Source organism: Streptomyces sp. NPDC053665 (assembly GCF_055585285.1).
On the sequence record NZ_JBVJKK010000003.1, the window covers coordinates 582,674 to 596,386 of the forward strand.

The 13,713-nt window shown below is 74.4% G+C and carries 12 protein-coding genes; 7 read left to right on the plus strand and 5 right to left on the minus strand.

Features of this window, described 5'->3' with window-relative positions:
- Positions 1-58: 58 nt before the first annotated feature.
- From ACZ6ZN_RS15645 to ACZ6ZN_RS15655, 3 genes are all read right to left on the minus strand, one after another.
- Entirely contained in the window at positions 59-1,432 is a 1,374-nt protein-coding gene (locus ACZ6ZN_RS15645) for a cryptochrome/photolyase family protein (protein ID WP_469646512.1), read from the minus strand.
- Positions 1,429-3,024 carry an SDR family oxidoreductase gene (locus ACZ6ZN_RS15650; RefSeq protein WP_469646515.1) on the minus strand — a complete coding sequence of 532 codons (1,596 nt, stop codon included), beginning with the start codon at positions 3,022-3,024 and terminating at the stop codon, positions 1,429-1,431. The genes ACZ6ZN_RS15645 and ACZ6ZN_RS15650 overlap by 4 nt, the downstream gene beginning before the upstream one ends.
- Before the next feature lie 111 nt (positions 3,025-3,135).
- Positions 3,136-5,259, minus strand: a complete 2,124-nt coding sequence (locus tag ACZ6ZN_RS15655) for an MMPL family transporter (RefSeq protein WP_469646517.1) — start codon at positions 5,257-5,259, stop codon at positions 3,136-3,138.
- A gap of 74 nt (positions 5,260-5,333) precedes the next feature.
- Here ACZ6ZN_RS15655 and ACZ6ZN_RS15660 point away from each other — a divergent pair, with 74 nt between their 5' ends.
- Both ACZ6ZN_RS15660 and ACZ6ZN_RS15665 read left to right on the plus strand, forming a co-directional pair.
- The gene (locus ACZ6ZN_RS15660; RefSeq protein WP_451877707.1) at positions 5,334-5,843 is read left to right on the plus strand and encodes a MarR family winged helix-turn-helix transcriptional regulator; all 510 of its coding nucleotides are present in this window, start codon (positions 5,334-5,336) and stop codon (positions 5,841-5,843) included.
- Positions 5,844-5,895: 52 nt separating this feature from the next.
- Complete coding sequence (locus tag ACZ6ZN_RS15665; RefSeq protein WP_398106737.1) at positions 5,896-6,462, plus strand: DUF4383 domain-containing protein; 567 nt, start codon at positions 5,896-5,898, stop codon at positions 6,460-6,462.
- Positions 6,463-6,537: 75 nt separating this feature from the next.
- Here the strand turns inward: ACZ6ZN_RS15665 and ACZ6ZN_RS15670 are convergent, their stop codons facing one another.
- Positions 6,538-8,118, minus strand: coding sequence for a S8 family peptidase (locus ACZ6ZN_RS15670; protein WP_469646521.1), 1,581 nt, complete (start codon positions 8,116-8,118; stop codon positions 6,538-6,540).
- Between the two features lie 192 nt (positions 8,119-8,310).
- The gene (locus ACZ6ZN_RS15675) at positions 8,311-9,141 is read right to left on the minus strand and encodes an oxidoreductase (protein ID WP_398106735.1); all 831 of its coding nucleotides are present in this window, start codon (positions 9,139-9,141) and stop codon (positions 8,311-8,313) included.
- Between the two features lie 92 nt (positions 9,142-9,233).
- Here ACZ6ZN_RS15675 and ACZ6ZN_RS15680 point away from each other — a divergent pair, with 92 nt between their 5' ends.
- From ACZ6ZN_RS15680 to ACZ6ZN_RS15700, 5 genes are all read left to right on the plus strand, one after another.
- A complete protein-coding gene (locus ACZ6ZN_RS15680) occupies positions 9,234-10,139 on the plus strand; it encodes a LysR family transcriptional regulator (protein ID WP_451877705.1) in 906 nt (301 codons plus the stop codon).
- 170 nt (positions 10,140-10,309) lie between these two features.
- Positions 10,310-11,449 carry a DUF4190 domain-containing protein gene (locus tag ACZ6ZN_RS15685; RefSeq protein ID WP_469646525.1) on the plus strand — a complete coding sequence of 380 codons (1,140 nt, stop codon included), beginning with the start codon at positions 10,310-10,312 and terminating at the stop codon, positions 11,447-11,449.
- A 147-nt stretch (positions 11,450-11,596) separates the two neighbouring features.
- The gene (locus ACZ6ZN_RS15690) at positions 11,597-12,349 is read left to right on the plus strand and encodes a GntR family transcriptional regulator (RefSeq protein ID WP_398106732.1); all 753 of its coding nucleotides are present in this window, start codon (positions 11,597-11,599) and stop codon (positions 12,347-12,349) included.
- A 341-nt stretch (positions 12,350-12,690) separates the two neighbouring features.
- A complete protein-coding gene (locus ACZ6ZN_RS15695; RefSeq protein WP_451877703.1) occupies positions 12,691-12,882 on the plus strand; it encodes an SPOR domain-containing protein in 192 nt (63 codons plus the stop codon).
- A gap of 204 nt (positions 12,883-13,086) precedes the next feature.
- The gene (locus ACZ6ZN_RS15700; protein ID WP_469646530.1) at positions 13,087-13,515 is read left to right on the plus strand and encodes a (deoxy)nucleoside triphosphate pyrophosphohydrolase; all 429 of its coding nucleotides are present in this window, start codon (positions 13,087-13,089) and stop codon (positions 13,513-13,515) included.
- Positions 13,516-13,713: the final 198 nt, after the last annotated feature.

Here is a 13,713-nt window from a genome sequence, read left to right on the forward strand (position 1 = left end):
GCACCGACGCGGCGTGGCCGCCCGTCCGCGCGCGGCCAGCTCCTGAGTACCCGGATCCTCATGAGCGACCGCGCGCCTGGCGGAAACGGGCCAGACCCTCACCGAGGCCGATGACCGGTTCGGGGTAACGCAGCGCGGCGCGCCGGTCGTCCAGGAGCCGCCAGGGTTCGTGCACCGCGCCACTCCCGACGTCGGCCAGCTCGGGCACCCAGCGCCGTACGTAGGCGCCGTCCGGGTCGTAACGCCTGCCCTGTGCCACGGGGTTGAGCACGCGGTGGGGGCGCGAGTCGGTGCCGGTGCCGGCGACCCACTGCCAGTTCATCTGGTTGTTGACGATGTCGCCGTCGACCAGGTGCCGCAGGAAGTGCCGGGCCCCGACGCGCCAGTCGACGTACAGCGTCTTGGTCAGGAAACTCGCCGTCAGCAGCCGCGCCCGGTTGTGCATCCAGCCCTCGTGGCGCAGCTGGCGCATGCCCGCGTCCACCATCGGATAGCCCGTGCGGCCCTCCCGCCAGGCGGCGATGTCCCCGGCCGCCTCGTCCTCGTCGCGCCACCGGTCGCCGCGGCTGCGGTAGTCCTGCCGGGACGCCTCGGGCCGGACCGCGAGGAGCTGGTGGTGGAAGTCGCGCCAGCACAGCTGCCGCACGAACGCCTCGGCGCCGGCGCCGCCTTGTGCCCGGGTCCGGTGGACGAGTTCGGCCGGTGACAGCGCCCCGAAGTGCAGGTACGGGGAGAGCCGTGACGTGGCGTCACCGGCCAGGTCGTCGTGCCGGTCGGCGTACCGGGCGAGGTCGCCGCGCGCCCAGTCGGCGAACCGCTCGCGGCCCGCCGTCTCGCCACCGGCCGGCAGGCCCGGCGCCACGTCCGCCTCCCGCGGGCGGGACGGCGGTTCCTCGCCGGTGGCCGCGGCGGGCACGCGGACCGCGTCCGGCGCGGGCAGGGGCTCGCGCAGCCGCTCCCGGGACCAGCGGCGGTAGTAGGGCGTGAACACGGCGAAGTGGTCGGAGCCGCTGGGCGTGACCCGTCCGGGGGCGAGGGCGGTGATGACGTCGTCGTGCACGTGCAGCGCGACGCCGTCCGCCGCGAGTGCCTCGCGCAGCCGCTCCTCGCGCCGCTGGGCGAACCCGGTGATGCCGGCGGCCAGGTGCACCTCCGCGGCACCGCAGGCGGCGGCGACCGCGCGCACCTCCCGGGCGACCGGGCCCGAGCGCACCACGAGGCGGCCGCCGCGCTCGCGCAGGGCGGCGTCCAGGTCGGCCAGGCAGTCGGCGAGGAAGGCGGCCCGGTTCGGCACGTCGAAACCCGCCGCGTGGACCGCGGGGTCGCGCACGAACAGCGGTACCACCTCGTCCGCCGCGCGCAGCGCCGCGTGCAGGGGCGGGTGGTCGTGCAGGCGCAGGTCCGAGGTGAACAGGACGACCGCGACGGTCATGTGTCACTCCTGGTGCGGTGGCGCGGTTCCGTACGGGGCTGCCCCGTGCTTCCCGAGGAGCGGTTCCGGCGGATGCGCCGGGCGCGGGCGCCGCGGCCGGTGCCGGCCTCCCCGGCCGCGGCCCGGGCGATGTTGCGCGCCATCCCGCCGAACACCACGGCGTGGAAGGGGGCGACGCTCCACCAGTAGGCGTGGCCCAGCAGGCCGCGCGGGTGGAACAGGGCGCGCTGGCGGTAGCGGGTGCGGCCCTGCTCGTCGGTCTCGGTGTACATCTCCAGCCAGGCGAGCCCGGGCAGGCGCATCTCGGCCCGCAACCGCAGCAGACGGCCCGGCTCGATCTCCTCCACCCGCCAGAAGTCCAGGGAGTCGCCGACCCTCAGGTGGTGGGTGTCACGCCGCCCCCGGCGCAGTCCCACCCCGCCGACGAACCGGTCGAGCCAACCCCGTACCGCCCAGGCCAGGGGGGAGGAGTACCAGCCGTTCTCGCCCCCGATGCCCTCGACGACCCGCCACAGTGCCTCCGGGGAGGCGTCGACGGGCCGCTCCCGCTCGTCCTGGTAGAGGCTGCCGCCCGCCCAGTCCGGGTCGGTGGGCAGCGGGTCGCTGGGCGCGCCGGGCACGGACGCCGAGGACCAGCGGGTGGACACCTGCGCGTCGCGGACCTTGCGCAGCGCCAGGGACAGGGCCTGGTCGAACGGCAGCGGCAGGCCCGGCCCGTCCGGCACGTGGCGGGCGATGTCGTGCTCCCGGCAGACGACCTCGTGCCGCAGGGACTCCGTCAGGGGCCGGGCGAGGGAGGCGGGCACGGGCGTGACCAGCCCGACCCAGTGGCTGGACAGGCGCGGGGTGAGGACCGGGACCGGCACGATGAGCCGCCGCCGCAGCCCGGCGACGGCCGCGTAGCTGAGCATCATCTGCCGGTAGGTCAGCACGTCCGGGCCGCCGATGTCGAAGGCCCGGTCGACGTCGTCGGGGAGGGACGCCGACCCGACGAGGTAGCGCAGCACGTCCCGTACGGCGATGGGCTGGGTGCGGGTGTGCACCCAGCTGGGGGTGACCATGACGGGCAGCCGTTCGGTGAGGTAGCGCAGCATCTCGAACGACGCCGATCCGGAGCCGATGACCACGGCCGCCCGCAGCACCGCCGCCGGCACGGGGGCCTCCAGGAAGATCCGCCCGACCTCGGCCCGGGAGCGCAGGTGCGGGGAGAGCTCGTGCTCGGGGACGCCGTAGGGGGTGAGCCCTCCCAGGTAGACGATCCGCCGGACACCGGCCGCCCGCGCCTGCTCGGCGAAGACGCGGGCGGCCTGCCGGTCGGTGTCCTCGAACTCCGGGCCGGAGCCGAGGGCGTGCACGAGGTAGTAGGCGATGTCGACGCCGTGCATGGCGGCGGCGACCGACTCCGGGTCGGTGACGTCCCCGCGCACGGTCTCCGCGTCGCCCGCCCAGGGGTGGTCGCGCAGCTTGCCGGGGGAGCGGGCCAGGCACCGGACGCGGTACCCGGCGTCCAGCAGCTCGGGCACCAGGCGCCCCCCGATGTATCCGGACGCCCCGGTGACCAGGCACAGCGGCCGCTGCCCGTCCGTCGTCATACCCGCCTCCGTCCGATGGGCCTCCGCGCCGCCGCGGCACGGCCGGTCCCGACAGCAGCTTTTCCCGCCCGGCGCCCGTCGCGGATGCACCCGGCCCGTGGCGCGGCCCGTTCAGCCGGACGGAGCAGCGGCGGCGGCCTTCTCCCGCGGCGCGGGCTCCTCCTCGCGGGCCAGGGCGCTCGGCCACCACGCCCTCGGCCCGACGTCGATCATCAGCGCGGGCACCAGCAGCGAGCGCACCACGAGCGTGTCCAGCAGGACGCCGAAGGCGACGATGAACGCGATCTGCACCAGGAACGCCAGCGGGATCACCATGAGCGCGGCGAACGTCGCGGCCAGCACCACACCGGCGGAGGTGATCACCCCGCCGGTCGTGGTCAGCCCGCGCAGCACGCCCTGGCGGTTGCCGTGCGCGAGGGCCTCCTCCCGCACCCGGGACATCAGGAAGATGTTGTAGTCGACGCCGAGCGCCACCAGGAACACGAAGCCGTACAGCGGCACGGAGGCGTCCGTGCCGCTGAAGCCCAGCAGATGCTGGAAGACCAGCGCCGAGACGCCCAGCGTGGCCAGGAAGTTCAGCCCGACGGTCGCGACCAGCAGCACCGGCACGAGCAGCGAGCGCAGCAGCACCATGAGGATCAGCAGGATCACCGCGAGGACGACGGGCACGATGAGCGTCCGGTCGTGGGCGGCGGTCTGCTGGGTGTCGTACTGCTGCGCCGTGTAGCCGCCGACCAGGGCGCCGGCGCCGGGCACGGCGTGCACCTTCTCGCGCAGCCGCTCGACGGTCTCCTTGGCGGCGTCGCTGTCGGCCGCGGCCTTCAGGGTGACGTCGATGCGCACCCGCCCGTCGGCCACCAGCGGCTTGCCGGACCCGGGGCGTCCGGAGGCGGAGACGGCACCGGCGCCGGCCACGCCCTCGGTGGAGCGGGCGGCGGCCGTCACCTCCTCGGTCCGGCCGGCGTCGGCGATGACGATCGCCGGGTTGCCGGAACCGCCGGGGAAGTGCTCGCCGAGGGTGCGCTGCGCCGCGACCGAGGGCGCGTCGTTGACGAAGATCTCGTCCAGGGGCACGCCCTTGGACGACAGGGACGGGGCGAAGGCCGCGCACACGGCCAGCAGCAGCGCCGTCACCGCCCAGGTGCGGCGCGGCCGGGCGGACACGAGGGCCGCGACCCGGCGCCACACCCCGCTGCCCTCCACGGAGTCCTGCGGCTGCTTCGGCCGGGACGGCCAGTACGCGGTGCGGCCCAGCAGGGCCAGCACGGCGGGCAGGAAGGTCAGCGTGGTCAGCAGGGAGCAGGCGATGCCGATGGCGCCGACGGGGCCGAGGGCGCGGTTGTTGGTGAGGTCGCTGACCAGCAGGGTCAGCAGGCCCAGCGCCACGGTGGCGGCGCTGGCGGTGATCGCGCCGGACGAGCGGCGCACCGCGGTCACGGCCGCGGCGACCCGGTCCCCGCGCACGGCCAGTTCCTCGCGGAAGCGCGCGGCGAGCAGCAGGGCGTAGTCCGTGGCCGCGCCGATCACCAGGATCGACAGGATGCCCTGCACCTGCCCGTCGACCCGGACCACGTCCCGCTCCGCCAGGGCGTAGACCACGGCGCAGGCCAGACCCAGGGCGAAGACCGAGCTGAGGATGATCAGGAACGGCAGCAGGACGCTGCGGTAGACCAGGAGCAGGATCAGCAGCACGGCGCCCAGGGCCACGCCGAGCAGCAGTCCGTCGATGCCGGCGAACGCGTCCGACAGGTCGGCCTGGCTCGCCGCGGGCCCGGCGATCCGCGCCTCGGTGCCCGGTACGCCGTCGGCCGCCTTCCGTACGGCGTCGAGGGTGGTGGGCAACTCGTCGCCGAGATCGGGCTCCAGCTGGACGACGGCCTGCATCGCCTCCCGGTCGTCGGAGAGCAGGGCGGGGGAGGGGCGGCCGACGACGCCGGGCTCGCCGGCGAGCCCGGCGACGGCCCGGGTGGCCTGCGCCTGCCGGTCCGCCGTGAAGCGCTGCCCGTCCGCCGTCCACACCACGATGGCCGGCACCGTCTCGGACTGGTCGAACGCCTTGCGGGCCTCCAGCACCCGGGTGGACTCGGCGCTGCGGGGGAGGAAGGCGGCCTGGTCGTTGGTGGCCACCTCGCCGAGCTTGCCCGCGTAGGGGCCGAGCGTCCCGCCCACCCCCAGCCAGACGAGCAGGAGGGCGAGCGGTACGAGCCGTCGGGCCCAACGCTGTGCGGTAGTCATGCGCATCCCAAGCCGTAGACGAAATAACTCACTCATAAAGTATCTCAATCATTGAGAGATACTAGGCTGGGGGGATGAGCGGTCCCGGCGTGCCCACGGCATCTCTTCCGGCGGACGACCCCATCGGGTTGCAGTCCTTCGCCGTTCTGCTGCGCCGGATGAACAGCGAGTTCAACCGCATCGCGCAGGAGTTCGCCCAGGCGCAGGGCCTGCACCTGACCGACATGCAGGCGCTGATCGCGATCCTGGACGCGGAGGCCGATCCCGAGGCGAGCGGCGAGCCCATGACGCCCGGCCGGCTGCGCAAGCAGCTGAACCTCACGTCCGGGGCGGTGACCGCCTGCCTGGACCGGCTGGAGCGGGCGGGGCACGTCCGGCGCGTGCGGGACGGCGGCGACCGCCGTGTCGTGCACCTCCACTACGCCGACGCGGCCCGCAGCCTGGCCCGGGACTACTTCCGGCCCCTGGCCCGCGGCACCGAGGCGGCCCGGAGCCGGTTCGGCCCCGACGAACTGGCCGTGGTCGTCCGCTTCCTCGCCGAGATGAACGCCGAACTCGCCCGGCTGCGCCGTACCCCGGACTGAGAGCCTCCCCGGGCACCGCATCCGAGCGGGACACAACCGCCGAAACCGGGGCATGAAGCTACGAGACGAACTCCCGGTCGACCACCACCTGGCGACCGTCTACCGCTATGGCGCCGGCTTCTGCGGCCTGGTGCTGCTGGTGTTCGCGGCCCTCGGCTTCGCCGACGCCCTGAGCCCCTTCGACACCTCCGGCGACACCGTCGCGGGCATGACCACCAACGTGGCGCTGAGCGTCATCTCCACCGTGGTCGGTCTCGCGCTGCTCGCGGGAGCGGTGATCGGGGGCAACTTCGCCTCCACCCTCAACATGACGGTCGGAGCCCTGTTCGTCCTCAGCGGCTTCGCCCACGTCTTCGTGCTGGACCGGCCCGCCAACATCCTCGACTTCGGCATGACCAACGTGATCTTCAGCTTCGTCATGGGCCTGGTCATCGCCACGTTCGGCATGTACGGCCGCGTCTCCAGCCGGCTCGCCCCCGACAACCCCTACTACCGGCGCCGCCACCCGGAGCGCGCGGCCCGCGACCCGAAGGCGCTCGGCGCCGCGGCGGCTCCCCCGCGGCGGCTCCCGGCGGCGACGACGGGCGGTGGCGCGTCCCGGGGGCACCTGCCCGGCTGAGCCGAGCCACGAGCCGCACCCGCCACGGCCGGGGGCCGGGCCGTCACCGGCCCGGCCCCCTTCCGCTCGCGTGGATCAGAACTGCAGCGCCCAGGCGTCGATCCGCCCGGTGTCGTACCGGGCGTTGTCGCTCACCCGGAGCTTCCAGGTGCCGCCTGCCACCTCCGAGGAGGCGTTCACGGTGTACGTGGTGTCGATGTTGTCCGCACTGCCGCCGGTGCCGTACGACTTCAGCGTGTACGCGGTGCCGTCCGGGGCGACCAGCTGGACCTGGAGGTCGCCGATGTAGGTGTGGACGATGTGCACCTCGACCGCCAGGGCGGCGGGGGCGTTGCCGGAGACGCCGGAGACGGTCACCGGCGACTCGGCCGTGGCGTTGTCGGCGATGGCCTGGTCGGCGCTGTTCTCGAAACGCGGCCCGGGCGGGGTGGTCGAGCCGCCGCCGACGTTCAGGAGGCGGTTGGGCGAGCCGGTGCCGGGGCTGGTGACGACGCCGGTGGTGGCGGCGGACGTCAGGGCGGCGGAGACCTGCGCGGGCGTGGCCGCGGGGTTGGCGGCCAGGTGCAGGGCCGCGGCCCCGGCGACGTGCGGACTCGCCATCGAGGTGCCGGAGATGGTGTTGGTCGCGGAGTCGCTCGAGTTCCAGGCCGACGTGATCGACGAGCCCGGGGCGAACAGGTCGAGGACCGATCCGTAGTTGGAGTAGCTCGCCCGGGCGTCGGAGGACGTCGTCGCGCCGACCGTCACGGCCTCCCCGACGCGGGCCGGGGAGCGGGTGGAGGCGTCGGTGGACTCGTTGCCGGCCGCGACCACGAAGGTGACGCCGGCGGTGATGGCGTTGCGCACCGCCGTGTCGATGGCGGTGTCACCGGGACCGCCCAGGGACATGTTGGCGACGGCCGGCTTCACCGCGTTGCGGGCGACCCAGTCGATGCCCGCGACGACCTGGGCGGTGGTGCCCTGGCCGGAGTTGTTCAGCACGCGCACCCCGACGACCCTGGCCTTCTTGGCCACGCCGTGGGCGCTGCCCGCGATCGTGCCGGCGACGTGCGTGCCGTGTCCGTGGCCGTCCTGGGCGGTGTTGTCGTTGTCGACGGCGTCGTAGCCGTTGGCGGCCCGGCCGCCGAAGTCGCCGTGCGAGATGCGGACACCGGTGTCGATGACGTACGCCGTGACACCCTCGCCGGCCGAGTCCGGGTAGGTGTACGCGTTGTTCAGCGGCAGGTTCCGCTGGTCGATGCGGTCCAGGCCCCAGGACGGCGGACCGGGCTGAGTCGCGCTGATCGAGAACGTCCGGTCCTGCACGACGGAGGCGACGGCCGGATCGGCGGCGAGACGTTTCGCCTCGGACGCGGAGGCCTCGACCGCGTAGCCGTTCAGGGCCTTGGTGTAGGTCCGCTCGATGTCAGCGCCGTACTTGTGCGCGAGCGCGCGGCCCTGGGCGGAGCCGGCCCGCCCGGTCTTCAGGGTGACGATGTAGCTGCCGGGAACGGAGTTCGCGGCGTCCTCGTACTGGATGCGCCCTTCGGCCGCGACCGGCGCCGCTCCGGCGGGGAGGGCGGAGACGAGACTCGCGACGAGTGCCGCGCAGGCAGCCGCGCCGAGCGCGGCGAGTCTGCGGCGGGGTGAACCGTGGGGAGTACGCATCACTGCCATCTGAGGGGTCCTCCTCGATCGGTGGTGCGCTGGGGGGTGGGGTGCACGCCCGTCGGTCGCCGCCGATGAGTGGCCTGAGGGTCATGGGCATGTCAATCAAGCGGCAACTCGTGTGCGTCAGCGTCAGGTTGAGGCCTGCCCGGGGATTGCACAAGGGCCCTGCGCGCACCGCAGGGCCCTTGTGGCGGTCCGTCAGGCGTCGAACGCCGTGTCCCGGCTTCGCTTCTCCCATGCCCGGACCTCGTCGCGCACCTGGTCCAGATGGCCGAGCACGGCGCTGACGCCGTCGTCCCCGAGGGGCAGGCGCAGCGGCGTGGCGTCGGAGTCCAGCGCGGCCAGGATCAGCGCGGCGGCCTTGGCCGGATCGCCCGGCTGACTGCCGTCACCCCCGGCGACCGCGGCGCGGGTCCCGGCCACCTTGGCGTAGACGCCGCTGTCCTGACTGGTCCCGGCCCGCCCGGCCGCGAACAGACCGGTACGGAAGGCGCCCGGCTCGACGACCAGCACCTTGATCCCGAACTCCGCGACCTCGTCCGCGAGCCCCTCGGACAGGCCCTCCAGGGCGAACTTCGTCGCGCTGTACGCCGAGAAGCCGGCGAACGACATCTGCCCGCCCATGCTGCTCATCTGGACGATCGCGCCCGAGCGCCGCTCGCGCATGAACGGCAGCACGGCCCGGGTGAGGGCCGCCGGACCGAACACGTGCACGTCGAACAGCTCCCGCAGTTCCTGCTCGGTGGTCTCCTCGAAGGCCCCGACGTGCGTGCGGCCCGCGTTGTTCACCAGCACGTCGATCCGCCCGTACCGCGCCACCACGTCCCGTACGGCCGCCTCGGCGGCCGTCGTGTCGGCGACGTCCAGCCGCAGCACCTCCACCCGGTCGGGGTGGGCCGCGGCCAGATCGCCGAGGTGCTCGGGGCGCCGGGCCGCTCCGACCACGACGTCACCCGCCGCGAGCGCGGCCTCGGCGATCGCCCGGCCGAACCCGCTGCTCGCACCCGTGATCAACCACACCTTGTCCATGACGGCTCCTCGCCTCGTCCTCGTCCTGTCACCGACCACCCTCACCGCCGAAGCCGTTGCCCGTCCAAGACTTTCGGTGATAACTGATGGGCATGACCGTGGACGTGCACGTACGGGACCTGCGCTCCTTCGTCGCCGTGGCCGAGGACCTGCACTTCACCCGTGCCGCCGAACGGCTCTATGTGTCGCAGCCCGCCCTGAGCAAGCAGATCCGCGCCCTGGAACGCCAGTTGGGCACCGAGCTGTTCCGGCGCGACCGGCACGGCGTGTCCCTCACGGAGGCCGGGGCGGCCCTGCTGCCGCACGCCCGGGCCGTGCTGGACGCGTGGCGGGAGGGGGCGGCGGCGATGGACGCCCTGCGGGCCCGGCGGCGCGACACCCTGGTGGTCGGCATGAGCACCAGTCCGGTCCGCGGCGGGCTGCTGCCCGCGATCCGCTCCCGCTTCACCGACGCACACCCCGCCACCACCGTCCGGCTGCGCCAGGTCGGCTGGCAGGACCCGACCGCCGGCCTCGCCGACGGCTCGGCCGACGTGGCGTTCGTCTGGCTGCCCCTGCCGGACCAGGACCGCTACGCCTGGACGATCGTGGCCGAGGAGCCGCTGATGGTCGCCCTCCCGGACACCCACCCCCTCGCCGCCCGCCCCGATGTCGACTTCGCCGACCTGCTCGACGAACCGTTCCTCGCCCTGCCCGCCGGAAGCGGCCCGCTGCGCGACTTCTGGCTCGCGCTCGACGCCCGCGCGGGCCGCCCGCCCCGCATCGGCGCCGAGGTCGCGGGCACGGAGGAGACCTACGAGGCCCTGGCCGCCGGTCTCGGCGTCTGCCTCGTCGCCGCCGGCAACGTCCCGCTGCTCACCCTCGGCGGCGTGACGGCCCGCCCGGTCCACGGCGTCCCACCCGGCCGCTACGCCCTGGCCTGGCGCCGGGAGGACGAGCACCGGACCCTGATCCGGGCCTATGCGCGGGCCTGCCGGCAGGTGACGGGGCGGGCCTGAACCGGGGCGGGGGCGAGCCCGGTGGCCCGCACGTCCTCCGCGGCGGCCCCGCGCCCTGTCCCGCCCGTCCCGGACCGCCCGTCCGACGTCCCGAGTCACCCCGGCCGCCTACGATGCGCCCAGCCGTCCGTCGGAGCCCGTCCACCGCCTCAACCAGGAGCGTCCCGCCCGTGTCGATACCCCCGCCCCCGGACGAGCGGCAGCCCCGCGACCCGTTCGCGCCGCCGCCGGCCGACGCGCCGCCGGCCCCGCTCGCCCCGCCGCCGCACGGGCGTCCGCACGGCACGCCGGTGTCCGTCAACGGGCTCGCCGTGGCCGCCCTGGTGCTCGGACTGCTCTGCTTCCTGCCCGTCGCCGGCCTCGTCCTGGGCCTGGTCGCGCTGTCGCAGATCAGGAGGACGGGACAGAGCGGCCGGGGCATGGCGATCACGGGGGTGGTGCTGTCCACCGCGGGGGCCGTGCTCTGGACGGCGGTGCTGTCCACCGGACTGGCCTCCCGGGCGTGGGAAGGGCTGACGGACGCCGCGCGGGGCGACGAGATCCTCGTCCTGGAGGAGGGCGAGTGCTTCAACGCGCCCGGCGGCCTGGACGGCGACACCCCGGACCTGCGCACGGTGCCGTGTGCGAGCGGGCACGACGGCGAGGTCTTCGGCGTCGTGCCGCTGCCGCGCGGCTCCCGCCCCGGGGACACGAGGACCGCCGCCCTCGCCGAGGAGCGGTGCGCGGCACTCCGGAGCGAGTACGCGATGGACACCTGGGCGCTGCCCGCCGACGTGGACGTGTACTACCTGATGCCCTCACCGATGAGCCGGCGCTCCGGCGGCCACGCCGTCACCTGCGTCTTCGCCCGCATCGACCAGGGCCCCCCGCTGACCGGATCGCTGCGCGGCGCCCCCTCGGCGTTCGACTCCCACCAGGTCGTCCTCCTCTCCGCGGCCAACGCCGTCGACGCGGCCCTGTACGAGGAACCCGGAAGCGCCCCGGAGGACGGTCTCGCCGCCCACCGGGCCTGGGCGGCGCGGGTCCACGCCGTGCTCGGCGAGCAGATCGAGGCACTGCGCGGGCACGCCTGGCCGTCCGGCGCCCGCGGGCCGGTCGGCGCCCTGACCGCCGATCTCGAGGACGCGCGGGAGGCGTGGGACCGGGCGAGCACCGCGGCCGACGCGGACGCGTATCGCGCGCACCACGACGAGGCGTACGCGTACCACGACGGTCCCGCCGCCGTCACCGCCCGCAAGGCCCTCGGGCTGGCCGCCACCCCGCCGTCCCCCCGGGCGGGCCGGGGCGGTGACTCCGCGGCGCAGGTGTGACGGCGCCCATAGCGGGGAGAAAGTGCCTGCGTAAAGGCTTCAGCCGTCACATGTCATCACATCGAGTGATTCTCTGGCCTTTGCTTGCCTCGCACAACGTACGGTTGCCACGCTGTTGCTGTCTGTACAACCTGATGGGAGCGGCCAGTGACATTCGGTGAGCAGCCGGCGTACCTGCGCGTCGCGGGTGATCTCCGCCAGAAGATCGTCGACGGTCAGCTGCCGCCGCACACCCGGCTCCCCTCCCAGGCCCGGATCCGCCAGGAGTACGGCGTCTCGGACACGGTGGCGCTGGAGGCGCGCAAGGTCCTGATGGCGGAGGGCCTGGTCGAGGGCCGTTCCGGCTCCGGGACGTACGTGCGCGAGCGCCCGGTGCCCCGCCGCATCTCCCGCTCGGGCTACCTCCCGGCCGGTGGGGCCACGCCGTTCCGCCAGGAGCAGGCCGACGGCGAGGGGCGGGGCACCTGGGAGTCCAGCAGCGAGCAGACCGAGGCCGGCATCGCGATCGCCGAGCGGCTGGGCATCGAGCCGGGCGACCGGGTCATGTGCACGCGGTATCTGTACCGCGAGGGCGGCGAGGCGATGATGCTGTCCACGTCCTGGGAGCCCCTCGCCGTGACGGGGCGTACGCCCGTGATGCTGCCGGAGGAGGGCCCGGTCGGCGGCATGGGGGTCGTCGAGCGCATGCGCGCCATCGACGTGATCGTGGACAACGTCACCGAGGAGGTCGGCGCCCGTCCCGGCCTCGCCGAGGAACTGCTCGCGCTGGGCGGCGTCCCGGGTCATGTGGTGCTGGTCATCCAGCGCACGTTCTACGCGTCGGGCCGTCCGGTCGAGACGGCCGACGTGGTCGTCCCGGCCGACCGGTACCGGGTCGCCTACCACCTTCCGGTCAAGTAGCGGACGCTCACATCCGCCCCGGGGCGCACTTCCCGCGCGCCCCGCTCACACGACCGGTACATCGCCCGCCGGTGACCGGCCCGTTCCGCTTGCTCCCTCGTCACGTCGTTCCCGCTGCTCGGGGACGACGTGCGCGGTGTGCCTCCGCCCCGCGGCGCGAGGGTGTGCGGACGGCGCGTTCACGGGCGTGCGCCCCCGGGGTTCTGGCTGGTTGCGTACCTCTTTGTGTAAAGCCGTATTCGCTCCGTGAAGGTAAGGCGTAGGCTCGGGCATATGCGCAGTGCGGTTTCCTTGGCGGGTGGGGCACGGCTCAGGCCGCGGGTGGGAAGAGGAGGGGCGCGATGAACGACAGCACGGTCGCTCTGCCCTGGCTCGTGATACGCGAGGACGACAACGGCAACCGGTACCGCGTGGGCCGGTACGCGACCCGGGCCGAGGCCCAGAAGATCGCGGACAGCCTCGACGGCCGCGGCCACAAGCAGCTCTACTGGGTCGAGCGCCTCGGGCAGGGCGGATCGGCCGGACACGACTGACGGGACCCGACTGACGGGATCCGGCTGACAGGACACGGCTCACGGGCGCGACCCGCGGACCCTGCTGACGAGCGGGGAGGGCAGGCGCAGCCAGGGGGCACCGGCCCGTGTCCGCCGGGCGGCCCGGGAGGGGACCCGGCCCGGGGAGTGGACCCGGCCCCGGGAGTGGACCCGGCGCTCAGCGGCCTCCCGTAGGCTCCCCGCATGAGTGAGCGGATCGTCGTCGTGGGTGCCGCGCTGATCGAGGACGGGCAGCTGCTCGCCGCCCGGCGCAGCGCGCCCGTCGAACTGGCCGGGCGCTGGGAGTTGCCCGGAGGCAAGGTCGAACCGGGGGAGACGCCCGAGGCGGCGCTGGAGCGCGAGCTACGCGAGGAACTCGGCGTCGAGGCGGAGGCCGGCGCGCGCGTCCCGGGGGAGTGGCCCCTGAAGCATCCTTACGTCCTGCAGGTGTTCACCGCGCGTCTGCGTCCCGGGTCCGCCCCGCCCGAGCCCCTCCAGGACCACGACGAACTCCGCTGGGTCGGCTCCGCGGACGTCTGGGAGGTGCGCTGGCTCGACCAGGACGTCCCGGCCGTACGGCAGACCCTCGCCCTCCTGGGGAGCCCGGGCCGCACGGGGGCGCCCGGCGTGTGACACCCGGGCAGGCGCCCGGCGTGCAAGACCCGGGCAGGCGCCCGGCGCGCGAGGCCGGACGGGGGCGTACGGGGCGCCACGTCCGCTGCAGGGGCACTGCGTACGCCTTTCGTGCCACAGTGCGCCATCCCGCGCGGTACTCCGCCCCGGATATCGGGTATGTGCCCATTAACCCCATGAAACCGGACATGGGTCGGC

Coding starts and splice junctions, on each gene's coding strand:
- ACZ6ZN_RS15665 (WP_398106737.1), top strand. CDS start 5,896: ATGAAGCTACGAGACGAACTCCCGGTCGACCACCACCTGGCGACCGTC.
- ACZ6ZN_RS15680 (WP_451877705.1), top strand. CDS start 9,234: ATGACCGTGGACGTGCACGTACGGGACCTGCGCTCCTTCGTCGCCGTG.
- ACZ6ZN_RS15700 (WP_469646530.1), top strand. CDS start 13,087: ATGAGTGAGCGGATCGTCGTCGTGGGTGCCGCGCTGATCGAGGACGGG.
- ACZ6ZN_RS15695 (WP_451877703.1), top strand. CDS start 12,691: ATGAACGACAGCACGGTCGCTCTGCCCTGGCTCGTGATACGCGAGGAC.
- ACZ6ZN_RS15650 (WP_469646515.1), bottom strand. CDS start 3,024: ATGACGACGGACGGGCAGCGGCCGCTGTGCCTGGTCACCGGGGCGTCC.
- ACZ6ZN_RS15670 (WP_469646521.1), bottom strand. CDS start 8,118: ATGGCAGTGATGCGTACTCCCCACGGTTCACCCCGCCGCAGACTCGCC.
- ACZ6ZN_RS15660 (WP_451877707.1), top strand. CDS start 5,334: ATGAGCGGTCCCGGCGTGCCCACGGCATCTCTTCCGGCGGACGACCCC.
- ACZ6ZN_RS15655 (WP_469646517.1), bottom strand. CDS start 5,259: ATGACTACCGCACAGCGTTGGGCCCGACGGCTCGTACCGCTCGCCCTC.
- ACZ6ZN_RS15675 (WP_398106735.1), bottom strand. CDS start 9,141: ATGGACAAGGTGTGGTTGATCACGGGTGCGAGCAGCGGGTTCGGCCGG.
- ACZ6ZN_RS15645 (WP_469646512.1), bottom strand. CDS start 1,432: ATGACCGTCGCGGTCGTCCTGTTCACCTCGGACCTGCGCCTGCACGAC.